The sequence below is a fragment of the Holophagales bacterium genome (genome assembly GCA_016719485.1).
In the GTDB taxonomy this organism is placed as follows: domain Bacteria; phylum Acidobacteriota; class Thermoanaerobaculia; order UBA5066; family UBA5066; genus UBA5066.
Window position 1 is genome coordinate 180,407 of record JADJZB010000029.1, and the last position, 19,035, is coordinate 199,441.

Annotated in this window: 13 protein-coding genes and 1 pseudogene; 9 read left to right on the plus strand and 5 right to left on the minus strand. The window is 70.2% G+C overall.

Translation table 11 applies throughout. The features are described from left to right. The first annotated feature begins 346 nt into the window (after positions 1-346). From IPN03_20950 to IPN03_20965, 4 genes are all read left to right on the plus strand, one after another. Complete coding sequence (locus IPN03_20950; protein ID MBK9376120.1) at positions 347-2,011, plus strand: lactate permease LctP family transporter; 1,665 nt, start codon at positions 347-349, stop codon at positions 2,009-2,011. A 41-nt stretch (positions 2,012-2,052) separates the two neighbouring features. Further along, a complete protein-coding gene (locus IPN03_20955; protein MBK9376121.1) occupies positions 2,053-2,457 on the plus strand; it encodes a cupin domain-containing protein in 405 nt (134 codons plus the stop codon). A 61-nt stretch (positions 2,458-2,518) separates the two neighbouring features. Further along, a complete protein-coding gene (locus tag IPN03_20960) occupies positions 2,519-3,658 on the plus strand; it encodes an alanine--glyoxylate aminotransferase family protein (protein ID MBK9376122.1) in 1,140 nt (379 codons plus the stop codon). 202 nt (positions 3,659-3,860) lie between these two features. Further along, positions 3,861-7,451 (plus strand): phosphoenolpyruvate carboxylase, encoded by a 3,591-nt coding sequence (locus tag IPN03_20965; GenBank protein ID MBK9376123.1) that lies wholly within the window; start codon positions 3,861-3,863, stop codon positions 7,449-7,451. 415 nt (positions 7,452-7,866) lie between these two features. On the opposite strand, the gene IPN03_20970 is transcribed toward IPN03_20965, so the two are convergent. Continuing rightward, complete coding sequence (locus tag IPN03_20970) at positions 7,867-8,205, minus strand: hypothetical protein (GenBank protein MBK9376124.1); 339 nt, start codon at positions 8,203-8,205, stop codon at positions 7,867-7,869. 322 nt (positions 8,206-8,527) lie between these two features. Then, positions 8,528-9,906 (minus strand): annotated as a pseudogene (locus IPN03_20975) (decarboxylase). 166 nt (positions 9,907-10,072) lie between these two features. Here IPN03_20975 and IPN03_20980 point away from each other — a divergent pair. The 4 genes from IPN03_20980 (at position 10,073) to IPN03_20995 (ending at position 13,763) form a co-directional block, all read left to right on the plus strand. Next, positions 10,073-10,414, plus strand: a complete 342-nt coding sequence (locus IPN03_20980; GenBank protein MBK9376125.1) for a PAS domain-containing protein — start codon at positions 10,073-10,075, stop codon at positions 10,412-10,414. A 1-nt stretch (position 10,415) separates the two neighbouring features. Further along, positions 10,416-10,805 carry a hypothetical protein gene (locus IPN03_20985; protein ID MBK9376126.1) on the plus strand — a complete coding sequence of 130 codons (390 nt, stop codon included), beginning with the start codon at positions 10,416-10,418 and terminating at the stop codon, positions 10,803-10,805. 292 nt (positions 10,806-11,097) lie between these two features. Beyond that, entirely contained in the window at positions 11,098-12,297 is a 1,200-nt protein-coding gene (locus IPN03_20990) for a hypothetical protein (protein MBK9376127.1), read from the plus strand. A 26-nt stretch (positions 12,298-12,323) separates the two neighbouring features. Next, positions 12,324-13,763 carry an esterase-like activity of phytase family protein gene (locus tag IPN03_20995; protein ID MBK9376128.1) on the plus strand — a complete coding sequence of 480 codons (1,440 nt, stop codon included), beginning with the start codon at positions 12,324-12,326 and terminating at the stop codon, positions 13,761-13,763. 45 nt (positions 13,764-13,808) lie between these two features. Here IPN03_20995 and IPN03_21000 read toward each other — a convergent pair whose 3' ends face one another. The 3 genes from IPN03_21000 to IPN03_21010 form a co-directional block, all read right to left on the minus strand. Next, positions 13,809-15,332, minus strand: coding sequence for an aromatic amino acid lyase (locus IPN03_21000; protein ID MBK9376129.1), 1,524 nt, complete (start codon positions 15,330-15,332; stop codon positions 13,809-13,811). Between the two features lie 118 nt (positions 15,333-15,450). Beyond that, on the minus strand, positions 15,451-16,287 hold the full coding sequence (locus IPN03_21005) for a hypothetical protein (GenBank protein ID MBK9376130.1): 837 nt from the start codon (positions 16,285-16,287) through the stop codon (positions 15,451-15,453). Between the two features lie 13 nt (positions 16,288-16,300). Then, on the minus strand, positions 16,301-17,941 hold the full coding sequence (locus tag IPN03_21010) for an NAD(P)/FAD-dependent oxidoreductase (protein MBK9376131.1): 1,641 nt from the start codon (positions 17,939-17,941) through the stop codon (positions 16,301-16,303). Positions 17,942-18,086: 145 nt separating this feature from the next. Between IPN03_21010 and IPN03_21015 the strand changes: the two genes are divergently transcribed. Beyond that, positions 18,087-18,959 (plus strand): hypothetical protein, encoded by an 873-nt coding sequence (locus IPN03_21015; GenBank protein ID MBK9376132.1) that lies wholly within the window; start codon positions 18,087-18,089, stop codon positions 18,957-18,959. Positions 18,960-19,035: the final 76 nt, after the last annotated feature.

Below are 19,035 nucleotides of genomic sequence, written 5' to 3' on the forward strand. Positions count from 1 at the left end.
AGCGTAGCAGCCCACCCCGAAAGGCCGCTGAGGTCCGGATTCCGGATCTCCGAGACCGACGCTCCAATCGACCGACTCTCACCCTTAATGTCGAATTGAGTATTCCCTAAGTGTGATATCGCGCTAGACTCGGCCCAAGGGAATGGCAACCCTAGGTACCATGGCCTACCGAGTCCGCCCTTGCGAGGAGGGTGACCAGTCCAGACAGCAGCGGTCAGCCGGCCGACGTCTCGACTCCCGACGACGGCATCGCCACCCACCACCCCCACCCGAACCCGATCTCACTTTCCCTCCCGGCCCGATTCAGGGATCGCGTCTCAAATAACCAATCGAGAGGAAAGCGTTCATGCAGTGGCATCAGAACTACTCCGCGCTCGCCGGGAGCCTCCTCCTGACCGCGCTCGTCGTCGCCATCCCCATCGCCTTCCTTTTCTGGGCCCTCGCCGTGAAGCGGATGAAGGGACACGTCGCCGGGGTCGCGACGCTGCTCCTCACGATCGCGATCACGGTCCTCGTCTACGGGATGCCGGTGAGCGCGGCCCTCTCCGCTTCGGCGCTCGGCATGGTGACCGGCCTCTTCCCGATCGGCTGGATCATCCTGACGGCCGTCTTCCTCTTCAACCTGACGGTCGAATCCGGCCAGTTCCAGGTCATCAAGACGTCCATCTCCTACCTCTCCGGCGACCGGCGCCTCCAGGCGCTCCTCATCGCGTTCTCGTTCTCCGCCTTCATGGAGGGCGTCGCCGGGCAGGGGGCCCCCGTGGCCGTCGCCGCGGCGATGCTCATCGGGCTCGGCTTCCCGGCGATCCCCGCCGCCGTCATCTGCCTCGTCGCGAACACTCCCCCGGTCCCGTTCGGCCCGGTCGGCGTCCCGACGACGATGATGTCCACCGTCACCGGGATCGACCTGAAGACGATGGCCCGCGCGATCGGCTACGACATGGCCTTCCTGGCGATCCTGATCCCCTTCTTCACGATCGTCGTGATGGCGGGCTTCAAGAAGGCAAAGGAAGTACTGCCCGCCTGCCTCGTCGCCGGGATCAGCTACGCGGCGACGTCGTACGTCTTTTCCACGTACTTCGGACCGGAGCTCCCCGCCATCGCGGCCTCCTTCGTCTCCCTCGTGACGCTCGTCGTCTTCCTGTCGTTCTGGAAGCCGAAGACCATCTGGCGCTTCGACCACGACCCCGACGTCGCGGCGACCAGCGGCGAGAAGCGGTACTCCTTCGGCGAGGTCTTCAAGGCGTGGTCGCCGTTCCTGATCCTGATGGCCGTCATGGGAATCTGGGGAACGCCCGCCTTCAAGAACCTGATCCTCAAGGACCTGAAGTGGCTCGTCGCCGTACCGCACTGGCCCGGCCTGGACGGTGTCGTCTGGAAGGCCGCCCCGATCGTGGTGGAGCCCGCGGCCTACGCGGCGAGCTACAAGTGGGAGTTCTTCACGGCTCCCGGCACGGCGATGCTCCTCTCCGCCCTCATCGCGATGGCGATCCTCCGGGTCGCTCCGTCCACGGGCCTCCGGGTGTTTCGCGCGACGCTGAAGCAGCTCGCCTTCTCGCTCGTCACGCTCGCCTCGGTCATCGGTCTCGGGTTCCTCGCGAACTACTCGGGGATGTCGTTCACGCTCGGTCTGGCCTTCGCCACCTATACGGGCAAGGCGTTCCCGATCTTCTCCCCGGTCATCGGCTGGCTCGGCGTCTTCCTGACCGGGTCGGTCACGTCCTCGGCGGCCCTCTTCGGGAAGCTGCAGCAGGTGACGGCGGAACACCTCGGCATGAACCCCATCCTGACGACTTCGGCAAACCTCTTCGGCGGGGTCATGGGCAAGCTGATCTCGCCCCAGTCCATCGCCGTGGCGTGCGCTGCCACGGGTCTCGTGGGAAGCGAGACGGACATCTTCCGCAAGACGATTCGCTACTCCCTGGTCCTTCTCGGGATCGTCATCCTCGTCGTGCTGCTGCAGGCCTTCGTCCTGCCCGGCATCCTTCCGACCGTCGTCCCGGCGGGATGACGGCCGCACCCCGACGAACACGCCGAGCAATGGAGGCTTGAATGACACAGGAGCTGACGATTCCCAAGGGCCTGGTCGACTCGAAGCCCGACGTCGCGGTCCTTCTCGACCTCGCCGACTACTACGCCCACCGCGCCCTGCCGGCGAGCGGCGTCGACAGCGACGTCGCCTACGACTGCCCGCGCACGCAGCTGATGGTGAGGACCGCGGTGAAAGGGACGACGATCGGTCGCCACTTCCACTCGGTGACCGACGAGATCGTCGTCGTCACGGGAGGGCGCGGCGAGATCCTCGTCAACGGCGTCTGGATCCCCGTGACGAGGGGCTCGCTTCACGTCTGCCCGCGCGGGATCATCCACGACACGAGGGCTCTCGAGGAGAACCTCCAGTACCTTTCCATCTTCACCCCCCACCTCCCCCCGGGGACCGACATCAACTGGATCTGACGAGCCCCGCGCCGGCGCAGACGTCCTCCGCAGCGCCGGGCGGAGCGAGAAGGGAGCCGCCTTGATCAACGAAACGCTCACGATGATCCCGGGACCGTCACCGGTCCACACCCGCATCCTCCATGCGCTGGCCCAGCCGACCACCTCCCACGTGGCACCCTCCTTCGTCGAGGAGTTCCGCGGGGCCCTCGCCGGCTTCCGCGCGCTCTGCCAGAGCGAGACCGCCCAGCCGTTCATCGTCGCGGGCGGCGGCACGCTCGCGATGGAGATCGCCCTCGTCAACCTCGTGGCGCCCGGCGAGAGGGTCCTCGTCATCTCCCACGGCTACTTCGGCGACCGCTTCGGCGACCTGGCGGCCTCCTTCGGGATCGAGGCCGACCTGCTGAAGTCGGAGTGGGGAAAGGCCGTTCCGGCGGAAGCGGTCGCCGCGCGCCTCGCGGCCGGCTCCTACGCCGCCGTGACGATCACCCACGTCGACACGTCCACCGGGACGCTCGCCCCCGTCGAGGCCTACCTCGAGGTCCTGAAGGGACGGCCGGAGCTCGTCATCCTCGACGGCGTCTGCGCGACGGGCGGGGTCGAGGAGAAGTTCGACGCCTGGAAGCTGGACGTCCTCCTCACCGGACCTCAGAAGGCGATCGGCGCCCCTCCGGGTGTCGCCCTCTGCCTCTTCTCCGAGAAGGCCATGGCGCACCGGAAGGCGCGCACCTCCGTCCCCGCCTACTACGCCGACGTGATGCGCTGGCTGCCCGTCATGCTGGACCCCGGAAAGTACTACTCGACGCCGTGCGTGAACGAGATCGTCGCGCTCGCCGAGGCGCTCCGAATGGTCCACGCGGAGGGTCTTCCCACCCGCTTCGCGCGTCACGCGCGGAACGCCCGCGCCTTCCGGGCCGGACTCGAGGCGCTCGGCCTGAAGCTCTTCACCGACGCCGGCTGCCGTGCCGACACGCTCTCGGTGGTCCTGCTCCCCGAGGGGGTCGCCGACGCCGCGTTCCGCAAGGAGGTCGCCGGCAGGGGCGCCGTCCTCGCCGGCGGTCTCGGCCCGATCGCCGGCAAGGCCTTCCGCCTCGGTCACATGGGAAACATCAGCGCCGCCGAAGTGGTCGCGGTCCTCGGGGCGATCGAGGGAAGCCTCGCCGCCCTCGGTGTTTCCATCACCCCGGGCGCCGCGGTCGCGGCCGCCGCCCCGCACTTCTGATCCCGGCCGGCCGGGGGGGGGGGGGGGGGGGGGGGGGGGGGGGGGGCGGGGGGGGGGGGGCCGGGGGAGGGGGGGGGGGGGGGCCCCCCGGCGGGGGGGGGGGGGGGGGGGTGGGGGGGGGGGGGGGGCTTTGGCGGGGGCGGGGGCGGGGGGGGGGGGGGGGGGGGGGGGGGGGGGGGGGGGGGGGGGGGAGGACCGTGCCGTGAAGAAGAACGGGCCGACGACGAAGCCCGCTTCTCCCGGTCCGTCCGTGGGCGGCCTCTCCCGGCGCGCCCTCTCGACGCCCGAGCCGTTCGTCCGCCTCTTCGCGCGGCGCGTCCAGCAGGAGGGCGCCCTCGACCTGACCCAGGGCGACTACAAGAACGCCGACTTCGCGCCCCACCCCGAGGTCGTGAGGGCCGCCCAGCGGATCACGCGGAACACGGTCCACAGCTACGGACCCGCCGTCGGCCGGATGGACGTGCGGAGCGAGGTCGCCGACTTCTTCAATCGCGACGGCCTCCTCGACTACCCCGCATCGCAGGTGCGCTTCCTCCCGGACGAGGTCCTCTTCACGCCCGGCACCCGCTCCGGCCTCGCGATGGTCCTCGAGGTCCTCGGGGCCGACGGCTCGGGCGTCGTCGTTCCGCGGCCGAGCTGGGAGTACGACTGGTACGTCGAACGCGCCGGCAAGAAGCTGGTGGAGCTCCCGACCTCCGCGCCCGAATTCCTCCCCGACCCGGAGGACCTCGACCGCCTCCTCTCGAAGGGGGGCATCTCCTCCGTCATCCTGAACAACCCGCACAACCCGACCGGTCGCGTCTACCCGCGCGCCCTCGTGGAGGACCTCGTGCGGGTCGCGGTGAAGCACCGCTGCTACGTCCTCTACGACTCCGTCTACCAGCGGCTCGACTACGTCGGCTGGTTCGTGAACCCCGCCTTCGCCGAGCCCGAGTGGCGCGACTGGGTCGTGTCGCTGTCGGGTCTCTCGAAGATGGACATGTTCGGTGCCTCGACGGGGACCCGCGCCTGCTGGATGGTCATCTCGGACCAGATCCGCGCGGGCGGCGTGAGGGCCCGCGAGATCCTCGCGAACCTCTCGGCCTGGCTCGTCGCCACGCCCTCGACGCTCGCCCAGGACTGGGCACTCGCCGCCCTGCAGAGCCCTCTGGCCGTCCTCCGGCGACCGTCCCCCTACATGCGCGAGCGCCGCGACTTCATGGCGAAGGCCGCCGACGAGCTGGCCCCGCTCGGCGTCGAGCGGACCGACTTCGGAGGCACGTTCTACGCCCCCCTCGCCTTCCCGGGCCTCGTCGGCGAGCCGTTCGACCGGCTCCGCGGCGGCATCCACGAGAGGGCCGTCGTGAAGGACTCGGTCGACGCCTTCGAGCTCCTCCTCTCCGGCGGCGTCGGCGGAATCCCGTTCATCGCCTTCGCCGGCTCCGACGCGGCCCGCTACGGGACGTGGCAGCGGCTCTCGTACGGCTCGAAGGACGTGAAGGAGCTCTCGGTCTTCATCGACCGCGTCCGCGCGCGGATCACGAAGCAGGGACGCCTCGGATCGAGCGCTCCCGCGCCGTCCGGCGCGGCCGCCCGTACGTCCCTCGACGCGATCTGGGAAAGCGTCTGTACCGCCGACGGCTACGACGCCCTCGACGGCCTCGACCCGAAGGCGTTCGCCGCGGCACGGAAGACGTTCCTCGAGAACCCGCGCCACGAGACGCTCCGCCTGACCGGGACGAAGCACCCCGACGCGACGACCCATCGCGCCGAGCAGCTCGAGAGGGCGCTCCACGCGGCCCCGGCCGGAGCGCCCGGCCGGGCGAAGCTCGCGCTGAAGCACCTCGAGTGGAACCCCCTCGTGGAGGCGAAGCCGGAATACGAGGAGACGATCACCGACCTCCTCGGACCGTGCAGCGAGGTCCTCCTCGACTTCGAGGGGCGCCAGATCAGCCCCGAATGGCTCGACCTGCCCGAGAGGGTCGTCCTCGCGCTCCTGCGCCACGGGATCGTTCCGGGCGAGGACCGCCACCTCCTCTTCCGCGTCCCGAACCCCTTCATCGAGCAGGACGAGGAGAAGATCGTCCGGATCCTCGGCTCGGTCGCCCGCGCGAACGTCCTGTTCCACCTCGCCTGCGAGAAGCTCGGGGTCACCCCCGTCCAGAACGCGCTTCCCGAGATCACCGTTCCCCAGGTGAACTCGATCGCCGAGATCGGGGCCGTCATCAAGATCGGGACGCTCTACCGGGCGGCGATCGCCGGGCTCTTCGAGGCGGCGGACGGGCACGCCGACGTCTTCCTCGGGAAGAAGGTCCCCGAGGCGCTCCGGGCCGCGCTCGTCGAGAAGATCTCCCGGGTCCGGCTCGTTCCTCTCTGCGAGAACGTCGGCGCCCTCGCGCACCTCCCCGAGTTCCTCGAGGCGTTCTATCTCGCGCTCGAGCGGGGGCGCGGCCTCCCCGGCATCCCGACGGCCGGCGTCTTCCGGACCCGCTTCGACCGCGAGGAGGCCGTCGTCCGCGTCTTCGTGGCGATGTCGGACACGGCCGAGCAGAGCGGCAAGATCGCGACGGACGCGGCCTGCACGCTCGCCCTCGCCGGGCGGGAAGAGGCCGAGCGCCGCCTCGCCGCCCTCGCGAAGAAGGCCGGGGAGCCGGCGCCGCGCGTCACCTTCCTGATCGGGGCCGGGCGCGCCGGGTTCCGGGGCGGGTTCGACCCGGATCACCCCGGCGTCGTCCGCCAGTTCTCGCGCGCCGACGGCGTCACGATGCAGGGAATCCGTGCCGACGCCCCCGCCGAGGCCGCGCGCCTCGCCGCGGCGTTCCGCGCCGCCGTCGCCTCCGGGCCCTTCGCACCCGTCGTGTCGTCCGCCGACCACGACGCGCTGATGCGGCTGCTGGAAGCGGGGGTGAAGGCGCACACCGAGACGCTCCTGCGTATCGCACCGCTCCTCTCCCCCTTCGGCGGGCTCGTCCCGCAGACGCGCGTGCGGATCCGCGCGACCGGCTCGGTGAACTACGGCCGGTCGATCCCGACCTACCCCGAGGAGTGGGGCGGCGGAACGTCCCTCCCCGACAACCGCGACCTGCGCGACGCCTGGCCCGAGGGCGTCACCCTCCCGCGCGCCATCGTCTACAACCTCGGCTGCACGACGCTCGGCCTTCCGGCCGTCACGAGCGACCTCGTCGCGCTCGACCGGCGCGCGGCGGTCCTCCTCGAGAGGCACGTCCCGGGCTACCGCGAGATCGTCGCCACCGAGCTCCCCTGCTTCGTAAGAGAGTCGGCGGCCCTCGTCTTCGGGAAGAAGCTGGCCGAAACCACGGCCCGCCGCTGCCTGCGGGCCTCGGCAGCTCTCTGGGTCGACGCGCGGACGCGCGAGGACCTCGTCCTGCCGACGTGCCTCTTCGCCATGGAGTACCTCCGCTGGCTCGCCGAGGACTCGGAGAGCTGGGACGAGACGAAGGAGCACGAGAGCCGGACGACGCGCGAGGAGGAGCTGATCCGCGAGACCTCGAGCGGCTCGTTCGCGGCGCTCTGCGCCGAGCCCCCCGGCGACCGCTGGACGGTGCTGCAGGGGCTCGTCGACGCCGAGGATGCGACCCGCCTCCTCCTCGCCCGCGAGCTGACGATCGAAGAGAAGAGGGAGTTCGTCGACCTGCGGATCGAGGGCTGGCTCCGGTCGCTCCCCGAGGCTCTCGCGCGGGAGCTGCGGCGGGAGTGGGCGCGCCTGCGGGAGCTCGGCAAGGACGACCTCGAGCTCGACACCATCGAGCGGCTCGTCGCGCTCGAGAAGCTGCGCGGGAGCCGCGGAGCGTAGGTATCCTGTTCGTGAAGAAGACGTTGCTGGACCGCCTCGGAGGGCTGGCGCGGTTCGCCTCGCGCCACCAGGGCGTCTTCTGGACTCTCCACAGCCTCTGGGCGCTCGGCTGGGGTATCGCGTTCCTCGCCGTCGGGGCCGCGCGACCGCAGCTCCTCCGATTCGGCCTCGTCTCGGTGGGCGTCGTCTGGCTGTCGAGCCTCGTCCTGCCCGCGGTCCTGGCCAGCCCGTGGATTCCGGAAGGAAGGGAAGGGGCAGCCCGCAAGCTCGTCCTCTGGGGTCAGAAGTACCTGCTGCAGGCGCTCGCCTTCTTCCTGATACCGCTCTACCACGGCAGCGCGACGTACCCCTCCCGGCAGATCCTCTTCATGGTGTGCCTCGCCATTGCCGCCCTCGCGGCGACGATCGACGTCGTCTACGACGAGGTCGTCGCGCGGCACCGGCCCCTCTTCGGGGTGTTCCTCGCGTTCATCGCCTTCGCCTGCGTGAACATCACGCTCCCGATGGCCTGGCAGGTCGGCGGCGTCTGGAACCTCGCGGCAAGCGGGCTCCTCGCGACGGCGGTGTTCGTCTCTTTCGCCGCGCAGCACGAGAAGGGGCACCCTTTCCGCACGGCCCTCCGCACCGCGGGCGTGGGCCTCCTCTTCCTCGCCCTCGTCACGCTGGGTCGCCCGGCCGTACCGCCCGCCCCGCTGAAGCTCGCCACGGTCCACTTCGGCACCCGGCTCGCGGAGAACGGTCGCGACGTCGCCACGCCGCTCGCCTTCCTCCCGGCCGGCGTTCCCGTGCGCCTGATGGCCGTCGCCGCGATCCGTGCCCCTGCCGGCCTCCGGGAGGGAGTGCGGCACGTCTGGTCCGTCGACGGGACCGTCGTCCGGGAAGGCCGCCTGATCGAGATCACCGGAGGCCGGGGCCTCGGCTTCCGCTCGCGGTCCGGTGCGTCCCTCCCCGCCCTCCGCCCCGGCCAGCGCGTCCGTCTCGACGTGGAGACCGCGCACGGGCAGCTCATCGGAAGGCGCTGGGCGCCGAGCTTGGGGTCAGGTCTTGATTTTCTATTCTGGGTGAACGCGCCGCCGTCACGTCTCGGCGATCGCCGCGCGGATGTCCTCGAGCCCTTCGTCGAGCCTTTCGAGGTGCGTCCGGAACGACAGGACGCAGATCCTCAGGGCGAAGGAGCCGCCGAGGACCGTCCCCGAGATGTGGACTCGCTGCCGCGCGTTCACCCTCGCGATCAGGTCGCGGTTCAGGCGGTCAGCGCCTCCCTGTCGAGGCCCGGCTTCACGAGCCGGAACGCCACGATCGACAGCTGCGGCCCGGCGACGATCTCGACCCCCGGCATCGCCGCGAGCTCCCGCGCGGCGTGGAGCGCGAGGTCGAGCTTCTCGTCGAGGCTCGCCCGAAACGCGCCGAGGCCGTGGAGCTTGATCGGCAGCCAGACGCGCAGGCCCCGGAAGGCCCGCGAGAGCTCCGGCGAGATCTCGCAGGTGTCGACGAAGCCCGGGTCCTCCTGCATGTGCGGAAGGTAGTCGGCCCCCGCGGCGTGGGCGCGGCGGAGGACCGCGGCGTCGCGGACGAGGAGCGCGCCGGTGCCGTAGGGAAGGAAGAGGCCCTTGTGCGGGTCGAGAACGACGGAGTCGGCCTTCTCGATCCCGGCCAGCACGGCCCGGCCCCTTTCGGTCAGCAGGAAGAAGCCGCCGTAGGCCCCGTCGACGTGGAACCAGAGCCGCTCCCGTGCGCAGAGCCGAGCGATCGCCCCCAGGTCGTCGACCGCGCCGGTGTTCGTCGTCCCGGCGTTCCCGCAGACGAAGAACGGAGTGAAGCCGGCGGCCCGGTCGGCCTCTATCCGCCCGGCGAGGAGGTCGAGGCGCACCCGGAACCGGTCGTCGGACGGAATCGACCGGACGTTCTCCGCCGGGAACCCCGCGAGCGAAGCGGCCTTCGAGATCGCGTGGTGGGTCTGGTCGGAGACGTAGAGCGTCCCCTTCAGGAAGTCGGCGGGAAGCATCTCCCGCCGCGCCGCGACGACGGCCGTGAACGACGCGAGTGAGCCGCCCGTCGCGAGGTAGCCGCCGCTCCCCTCCGGGAGCCCGACGATCCCGCAGAGCCAGCGGACGACGTTCGTCTCGAGCTGGACGAGAGCCGGAGCCGCCTGCCAGACGCCGACGTAGCGATTCGTGGCGTCGGAGATCAGGTCGGCCACGGCGGAGGCGAAGACGCCCCCTCCGGGGATGTAGGCGAGATATCCGGGCCCCGCCGTGTTGAAGCTCTTCGGGATCGCGCGGTCGAAGAGAAGGTCGAGGAGCTCCCCTGCCGGCGCCCCCGCCTCCGGAGCCTCCGGCTCAGAGAGCTCCCGGGCCAGCTCCGCGGCCCCCTCCACGTCGGCCGCCGGCTGTGACGGGAGCGAAGCCACGTGCGCGATCACCCTCTCGCCCACCGCTTCGAGGAGCGCCCTCATCTCGGGGACCGAGAGCTCCAGGGAGGAGTCGACGGCCTTCTTCATGCGCCGCGACGATACCCCTCCGCCCGGGGTCAGGTCTTGATTCTCTATTATGGATCGGCAGACGTCAGGCATGATGAAGGAACCGCGCCCGACCCTGGCGACGGGCGGAGAAAGGTACGTGATGAAAGAGGGCGCCTGGGTGAAGGAGCTGAAGGCCGCGATCACGGTCTGCGACCGCGAGGGCGTGGCCCTGGAGATGAACGACCGGGCCGCCGAGACCCACGCGACGGACGGCGGACGCGAGCTGATCGGCAAGAGCATCCTCGACTGCCACCCGGAGCGTGCGCGGGCGCTCTTCGAGGAGCTGCTGAAGACGGGCGCGCTCAACGTCTACACCATCGAAAAGGACGGCGTGAAGAAGCTCATCTACCAGGCGCCGTGGTACGAGGGCGGCGAGTACCGGGGGATCGTCGAGCTCTCGCTGCCGATTCCTTTCGAGCTGCCCCACTTCGTCCGGAGCTGAGATGGCCGAGATGTGGAAGACGACCCGCTCGATCCTGGTCGAAGCCCTGCGGGACTTCCTCCGGTCGTGGAGGCGCCTCGTCGCGGCCGACGTCGCCTGGAAGGCCGTCGCGTTCGCGTTGCTGACACCCGGGACGATCCTCCTCCTGCGGATCCACCTCTCGAGGCACTCGGACGACGTCATCGCCGACGCGGAGATCGCCAGGACCCTCCTGACGACCGTTCCGGGAATCCTCTCTCTCCTCGTCGGCGTCGCCGTCCTCTCTGCGATCACCGGCCTCGAGCTGACCGCCCTGATGGCGGTCGGCTTCGCCGGCGCCGACGGCAAGAGGCTCGGCGCGAGACAGGCCCTCTTCTTCGCCTTGTCGAACGCCCCCGCGTCCTCCGCCTGACGACGCACATGGTCGTCCGCGTCGTCGCGGGTCTCCTTCCGTTCGGCGTCGCCGGGGCCTCGTCTACCTCGCTCTCCTCCGGCCGCACGACATCAACTACTACCTCTCCCGGCGCCCGCAGGAGTTCTGGCTGGCCGCGCTCCTCGTCGCCGCCCTCGCGTCGGTATTTCTCGCCCTTCTCGTACGGACTGCCGCCCGCTGGACCTTCGCCCTGCCAATCGTCCTCTTCGAGGGCGTCTCCCCGTGGCGCGCCCTCGGGGAGAGCCGGCGGAGGTCGGAGGGGGACCGCGGAGTGATCTTCTCCGCACTCGGGGTGTGGGCTGCGTTCGCGGCCCTCGTCCTGGCGGCGTTCAGGTGGCTGCCGGAAGCCGCCGGCCGTTCGCTCGCGCCCCACTTCGGCGGCTCGCTGGCGGGAACCCTGACGTTCGTCTTCGTCGTCGCGACGATCACGGGCTTCCTCGCGCTCGCGGCCGGGGTCGTGAACGCAGTCCTCCTCTCCCTCGTCCTCGCCCGCCTCTACCTCGCCGTCGGCGAGCCGAAGAGCCCGCAGGCACCGGGAGAGGCCGTTTCCGTGCCGCAGGGCTCTCTCATCCGACATCCGCGTTTCCTCGCTTCGATCGCAACCGTCTCGGTCCTCGCCGTCGCGGCCCTCGTCCTCCTCGCCGCGGCGCCCGCCCGGAAGCTCCAGGAGGTGGTCGTAATCGCGCACCGCGGATCTTCGGCGACGGCCCCTGAGAACTCGCTTGCGGCGTTCCGTCTCGCCGCCGACCAGAAGGCAGACTACGTCGAGCTCGACGTACAGGAATCGGCCGACGGCGAGGTCCTCGTCGTCCACGACAGCGACCTGATGAAGGCGGCTGGGGACCCGATGAAGATCTGGCAGTCGGAGGCCGCCCGGATCCGCGCCGTCGACATCGGCAGCCGCGTCGGAGCGCAGTTTTCCGCCGAGCGCGTCCCGACGCTCGCCGAGGCGCTCGCCGTCTGCAAAGGACGTTGCAAGGTCGTCGTCGAGCTGAAGCAGTACGGCCACGACGTGCGCCTCGAGGAGAAGGTCGTCGAGATCGTCGAGGCGGCCGGGATGGCGGACGACTGCGTCTTCATGTCCCTCGACCACGGGATGGTCCGAAAGATGAAGGAGCTGCGCCCCGGGTGGCGGACGGGCGTCCTCGCGGCGAAGTCGCTCGGTGACCTGACCAAGCTCGGGGCCGACTTCGTCGCCGTCGAGAAGAAGATGGTGACGCGCCTTTTCGTGCGGCACGCCCACCGCTCCGGGCAGGAGGTGTATCCCTGGACCGTGGACGACCCGGCCTGGATGTTCACCCTCATGAGCCGTGGCGTGGACGGGCTCATCACGAACCGGCCCGACCTCGCCCGGCAGGTCATCGACCGACGCTCCGGGATGACCGAGGCCGAGCAGGTCCTCGTGGCGCTCCTCGTCCGGCTCGGCGCGCGCCCCGAGGCCCTCGCCTCCGACGAGGACCTGAGGCCGTAACCGAACGACCCCGGAGGAGATCTGCCGTGAATCGTCCGACCGCTCTCGACGTCACCCTCGTTCTCGCCGTCACGGCAGCCTCCGCGGCCCGCGGCGCCGAGCCGCAGGCGCGCCTCGTCGCCCGGAGCGTCCTACCCGCGGCAACGGTCCGCGCCGGCTCGCCGCCCTCGGGGGCGTTCCTTTCCGCACCCGAGCGCGCGACCGCGGCCTCCAACGGCGTGCGCGGGCTGGCCGAGGGACCTTACCTCGCCACCCAACCGGTCCAGGGCTTCTCGAGCATGGTACCCGGCGAGCTCGGAACCTGGTGGGCGCTCGCCGACAACGGGTACGCCTGGCGGCCGAACTCGGCCGACTTCCAGCTCGTCTTCTACCGGGTCGATCCCCGCTGGAACGACCCGGCCGGCCCCCGGATCGAAGGGACGGTCGTCCTCCACGACCCCGACCGCCGTCTCTCCTGGACGATCGCGTGCGACCCGAAGCGGGGGACTCCACTCCCCGGCATCTCGTTCAACTCTCTCCCGCCCACACCGGCGGCATGCGGGACCGATCCGTCGACGAGAGTCTTGACGGGCTTTGACCTCGACCCGGAATCGTTCGTCCGCGCGCCCGACGGGACCTTCTGGGTGAGCGAAGAGTTCGGCCCTTTTCTCCTCCACGTCGCGGCGGACGGACGCGTCCTCGAGGCGCCGATCGAGCTTCCAGGGGTGAGGTCGCCGCAGAACCCGTTCCTTAAGATCGCAGACCGCGAGCACGCCGAGCGCCCGAACCTCGCCGCGAGCCGAGGCCCCGAGGGCCTCGCCATCAGCCCCGACGGCGGCACGCTCTACGCGCTCCTCGAGGGCGCCGTGATCGGAGACGATCCCCGCGATCTCCGGATCTACGTCTACGACGTCGCGATGCGCGCCTTCGTGCCCGGCTTCCTTCGCGTGCGCCTCGAGATGCCGAGCCAGGCCGTGAACCTTGCGGCCCTCGTCGACGCCTCGGGCTCCCGCGTCTACCCGGACGCCGCCGCCCCGGCCGCCGGGCCGGTCTCGATCGGCGAGCTGAAGGCGGTGAACGGACGCCAGCTCCTCATGATCGAGCGCGACAACCATGGCGACGACCTCATGGCGCCGCGGTTCAAGAAGGTCTTCCTCCTCGACCTGTCGGCGGCGGCATCCAGTGATGGGTACGTCGGGAAGACGCTCCTCGTCGACCTCCTCGCGATTCCGGATCCGTCGGGCGCCGGGAGCGACGGCGACTTCTTCCGCCTCCCGTTCTACACGATCGAGTCCGTCCACGTCGTCGACCGCCAGACGCTCCTCGTCGCCTCCGACAACAACTTCCCCTTCTCGAACGGACGCGCGCGCAGCCGGAGCCAGGACCGTCGTGGTCCGCTCGCCGCGGACGACACCGAGATGATCCTCGTGAGGCTCGGGACGCCGCTCGACGCGGACCCGCGCCTCTTCCCTCCCGCCGCAAGGTAGCGGCCGGCGACGCGCAGAGTGTAGAAGGTAGACCTGACCCCGCGCTCAGCCGAGCGGCCCGACCTCCCGCTCGACCTCGTCGAGAACGGCGCACGCCCGGACGAGTTCCTTCATGTTGGTGTGGTCGGTGTAGAGGGGACGGTCGACGTCGAGGTGGTCGACGACGGTTCTCACGACCCGGCGCGCGGCCGACACGCCGCGCCCTGGCGTGAACTCGCGGAAGTCGAGGGCCTGCGCCGCGGCCATCATCTCGATCCCGAGGACGCCGTATGCGTTGTCGAGGATCTGTCCGTTCTTGATGGCTGTGTTCATCCCCATCGAGACGAAGTCCTCCTGGTCGGCCGCCGCGGGGATCGACTGGATCGACGCTGGCATCGAGAGGATCCTCTGCTCGACGATGAGGGAGTCGGCCGTGTACTGGCTGAGCATCAGGCCCGAGAACATACCCGCCCCCTTCGTCAGGAAGGCGGGGAGGCCGACGGAGAGCGCCGGGTGGTTGAGCCGGTTCAGGCGCCGCTCGGAAAGGACCGAGACCATCGTCACCGCGGCGCCGATCATGTCCATCGGGAGCGAGACGGGGGTCCCCTGAAAGTTGGCTCCGGTGAGGGTCAGCCGTTCCTCGGGCAGGAAGATCGGGTTGTCGCCGACGCCGTTGAGCTCGATCTCGATCTGGACCCGCGCGAAGGCGACCGCGTCGTGCGCCGCGCCGATCACCTGCGGCGTCGAGCGCATCGAGTAGGCGTCCTGCACCTTGGTCTTGAGCTTGCCGGTGAGCAGGTCGCTGCCCTCGACGCACTTGAGAATCGACGCGGCGGAGCGAACCGCCCCGGCAAACCCGCGCAGCTGGTGCAGGCGGACGTCGTAGGGCTTGAAGTTCGCGAAGAGCGCCTCGAGCGACATCGCGCAGGCGATCTCGGCCTGCTTCAGCCAGCGGTCGATGTCGTAGAGGTGGATCGCGCTCATCGCCGTCAGGAGGTTCGATCCGTTGATCGTGGCGAGACCGTCGCGGGCCATGAGGCCGGGGACCTCGATTCCCGCCTTCTCCATCGCGACCTTCCCGGGAAGGCGCTCGCCCCGGTACGTCGCCTCCCCCTCGCCGAGCAGCAGGAGCGCGACCTGCGACATCGGCGCGAGGTCGCCGCAGGCGCCGACGGAGCCCTTCTGGCAGACGACGGGCGTGACGCCCCGGTTCAGCATCTCGACGAGCGTCTGGGTGATGACGGGCCGGCAGCCGGAGTTGCCGTGCGCGTGGACGTTGATCCGCCCCGCCATCGCGCCGCGGACGTACTCCTCGGGCGCCGGGTCGCCGATGCCGGCCGCGTGGTTGTAGATGAGGTACCGCTGGAACTCCTTGACCTGCTCGTCGGTCAGGACGACCTCGGAGAACTCCCCGATTCCCGTGTTGACGCCGTACATGATCTCGTGGGCGTCGATCTTCTCCTCGAGGACCGCGCGGCAGGCGCGGATCCTCGCGAGGGCCTCGGGGGCGAGCTCGACCTTCTCTCCGTGGCGCGCGATGCGGACGAGATCCGGGACCGTCAGCGACGTGCCGTTCAGGACGATGGCCATGTGACGACTCCCCTCGCGCCGGCGCGCTCGTCGCCCGCCGGGCCATCGGGAATTATGCGTCGGGACGGGGAGGGAAGCGTGTCGTCGGGGAGCCGCGGCCGCCCGGTCCAGGTGCGGCTCAGCGCGCGGCGCGCAGCGGGACGTCGGGCCGGGCGCTGCGGTAGTTCGAGAACTCGAAGCGGATCTCGCGACGGACGCCGAGGAACATCCCCGCCGTCGCCGTGATCCCGATCTCCTCGCGGCACGGGGCCCAGGTGCCGGGAAGCACCTCGCGGCTCTCGTAGACGAGCCGCACGCCCTTCAGGTCGAGCAGCGCGCCCCCGAGGACCTTCACCGGGGTCGTCAGGTGACCGTCGATCTTCCTCAGCTGGTGCTCCGCGACGTCGATCCACGTCGTGCCGGCGAAGGCGTTGAGGACACGGTCGCGGATCGTCTTCGACACCAGGCCCGGCTTCGGGCCGAAGGCGACGACGTGCGTGGCCCGCCCGTCGAGCAGCTCCTCGCCGACGTACCGGAACTGGAGCCGGTGCAGGAGGTCGAGGAGCGGAACGCGCCCCGACATCAGCTCCTCCTCGTCGGACCGGGCGCCGTTCGCCTCGAGCGACGCGAGCCGTCGCTTCTCGTCCTCCTTGCGCGACTTCGCTCTCTCTTCTGCGGTCGCTTCGCGGCCGTCCACCTCGAGGAGCTCGCGCGAGACGACCCCGCGCCTGTCCATCACGACGGTGTAGCGCCGCCTCTCGGGCGTCTTCCGTCGACCTTCCCCGTCGAGCTCGGTCTCCACCTCGACCCGCTCCAGGGTGATGCGCCCCGCGGCCAGCTCTCCCTCGCGCTGCCTCGCGGCGGCTTCGAGGACGAGGGCGTCGACGTCCCAGGCTCGGGCGGGCGCCGCGCTCAGCAGAAGCGCGCACGCGGCGCCCAGTGCAACGGGCACCCACCCCTGCCGAACCCGCTTCAAGCGCCTTCTCGCGTCATCCGCGCGCCGCTGCCTCCAGGCCGGGGCCTTCCGCCCGGGCCATGCGCGGCGGGAGGAGCGGCTGCGGCCCTTCGATCGGCTTCGGCTTCCAGAGGTACGTCAGCGCATTCGCGGCTTCCGCCTTCGCCCAGCGCGCGAGGCCGTGCGCGAGCATGACGAGGATCGAGCTCCTCACCGAGAAGCCGACGAAGCCGGGCCGCCGTCCCGCGTTGTGGTTTCCGTAGATGCCGAGGGCCTTCTTCCGCTTCGCGATCGAGATGAGCCGCCCCTGGTAGAAGCGCATCGGGTAGAGGCCGACCTCGGCTCCGTCGCCGTAGTAGGGAGGCATCGCGAGCCGTTCCGCCGACCTTCGATAGAGGGGGTGGACCGCGACGAGGTAGTAGAGGGCGGTGTCCATCAGGAACGCCGTGGTCATCGTGTCGTAGTCGCCCATCAGGTGGTACTTGTCGCGGTAGATCGCCTCGTAGAAGTAGCGGAAGAACCGGCCGTACCCCTTGTTGTGGACCGCGTACTCCTTCTCCATCTCCGCCGCGGGGGTCCCGGCGAGCGCCTTCAGGATCAGGTTCACGCGCATGTGGACCGAGAAGCTCATCTGGTCGAGGCCGGGCGAGTAGAACGGGTCGAGGAACCCGCCCGCGTCGCCGACGCAGGTCCAGCCCGGCGCGATGAACTTGTCGAGGAAGTAGGGCAACGTCCCGAGGTACCGGCAGTCCCCTTCGACCGGCTCGGCGTGCTCGAGCATCTCGCGCGTGAGCGGGTTCGCGTGGAGGAAGTTCGTCAGCTTCTCGAGCGGCGTCGCCCCCTCGGGCTGGACGAGGCGCGTGTCCCAGACGAGGCCGACGCTCGTCTCCCCGCCGCGCAGCGGGATGAACCAGATCCAGTAGCCCCAGCCCGTGAAGTGGTTCGTGGCGAGGCGCCTCGAGGCGATGACGCCGCGGACGAACGGGTCGGCCGGGTCGGTTCCGACGACCTCGACGCCGTCGAGGTCCTTCACGTTGCGATAGCGGACCCAGATGGACGACGTCGGGTGTCCCTCGACCGGCCGGATCCCGCCGCGCTTCCTCGCCAGGAGCGCCTGCCGCCCGGAGGCGTCGACGACCCACTTCGCGCGGACGGTCACCTTCGTCCCGTCCGCCTTCTCGACCGTGACCGAGTTCCCGGCCTCCCCCTCGAGGGTGAAGTCGACGACCTTCGCGGGCCGCCAGACCTCGCTCCCTTCCGAGGCCGCCACCTTCAGGACGTGCTCGTCGAGGACGGCGCGGTCGAGCTGGAAACCGGGCGTCCGCGCGAGCTGCGTCGACCCCACCTCCGAGGCCTCGCGCAGGCGCGTGACCTTCTCGTTGTGGAACCAGTAGCGGAACGCCTGCTTGGCGAGGTGCTCGCGGCTCAGGTGGTCGTAGAGCTTGAGGACCCGCGTGAGGAAGTAGGCCGAGATCTCGACCGTCGACTCCCCCACCTTCCAGTCGAACGCCTCGCCTTTCTCGACGACGAGGACGCGCAGAGCCGGGTTCCGGCGGCGGAGGAGGATGGCGGTGGAGGCGCCGGCGATGGCGCCGCCGATGACGACGACGTCGTAGTTTCCGGTCTCGCCCGAAGCGGTCTGTCCACCAACGAGGACCTTTTCCGTCCCGATCATGGGCGGATGATATTGGAAACCTCCTCCCGCGACAACAAGACGCCGGACCTCGTGATGCAGAGGCAGTTGCGACCTTCCCGGCGCGAACGCCGAGCTGGCCGCTCGCTGGATTGTGGCTAGAATCGACCCCAACAAGGGGGAAGACATGAGAACGACCATCACACTCCTGGCGCTCCTGCTCGCGCTCCCGGTCACGGCGGAAGAGATCACCGTCGACAAGATCCTCGCCGCGCACAGCTTTGGCGCTTCGGCAGAGAACATCCTCGCGAAGGTCAACGACCCGGGGAACACGGTCTCCGCCGTGACGCCTTCGGACGCCGACAAGCTCCGCAACGCCGGTGTTCCCGAGAGCGTCGTCTCGGCGCTCCTCGCGAAGACCCCGCCGGCCGCGCCCGCGCCGGCCGTGGCCTCGCCGGCCACGCTCTCCTCCGGCACCCAGCCCGACAACCCGAGAGCCGTGGACGTCGTCAAGGCCGTCCAGGCCGGGACCTCCGAGAAGCTCATCGTCGACCAGCTCATGCAGAAGGGCGTGGAGCAGCGCCCCTCGCTGAACGACCTGATCTACCTGAAGGAGAACAAGGTCCCCGAGGGCGTCATCCGCGCGCTCATGGATGCTCCCCTCGTCGCCTCCGGGACAGGAGCCGGCCGGTCGGCCGGTCCGGCGCCCGTGCCGTCGTCGATCGAGGTCGACGGTCTCGTCCGCAAGACCAGCCTCTGGTCGAAGAACCGCGGCGGGAAGCTCGTCCTGAAGGCCGACAAGATCGAGTGGCTGGACGGGACGAACCAGGCGGACAGCTTCGAGATGTTCCCGGCCGGCCTCAAGGCCGTGCGCACGGAGTGCCTCGCCAAGCCGGACGGCAAGTTCTGCCACGAGGTCGAGCTCCAGATGTCGAAAGGTTCGGACTTCGCTTTCACCGACGCGAAGTCGGAGGTCGGCGGGAACGAGTCGATCAAGGCGCTGCTGAACGCCGTGAAGGCCCTCTACCCGAAGCTTCCGATCGTCGAGAAGATCAAGTAGCCGCCGGATCGCTCCAGGCGGAATCCCCGAGGGCCGCTCGGCACGCGCCGTCCGGCCCTTTCCGTTCCCCGGAAAC

What these genes read in the sequence shown, in the direction of transcription:
- IPN03_20950 (MBK9376120.1), top strand. Translation starts at nt 347, where the DNA reads ATGCAGTGGCATCAGAACTACTCCGCGCTCGCCGGGAGCCTCCTCCTG.
- IPN03_20955 (MBK9376121.1), top strand. Translation starts at nt 2,053, where the DNA reads ATGACACAGGAGCTGACGATTCCCAAGGGCCTGGTCGACTCGAAGCCC.
- IPN03_20980 (MBK9376125.1), top strand. Translation starts at nt 10,073, where the DNA reads ATGAAAGAGGGCGCCTGGGTGAAGGAGCTGAAGGCCGCGATCACGGTC.
- IPN03_20985 (MBK9376126.1), top strand. Translation starts at nt 10,416, where the DNA reads ATGGCCGAGATGTGGAAGACGACCCGCTCGATCCTGGTCGAAGCCCTG.
- IPN03_21000 (MBK9376129.1), bottom strand. Translation starts at nt 15,332, where the DNA reads ATGGCCATCGTCCTGAACGGCACGTCGCTGACGGTCCCGGATCTCGTC.
- IPN03_21010 (MBK9376131.1), bottom strand. Translation starts at nt 17,941, where the DNA reads ATGATCGGGACGGAAAAGGTCCTCGTTGGTGGACAGACCGCTTCGGGC.
- IPN03_21015 (MBK9376132.1), top strand. Translation starts at nt 18,087, where the DNA reads ATGAGAACGACCATCACACTCCTGGCGCTCCTGCTCGCGCTCCCGGTC.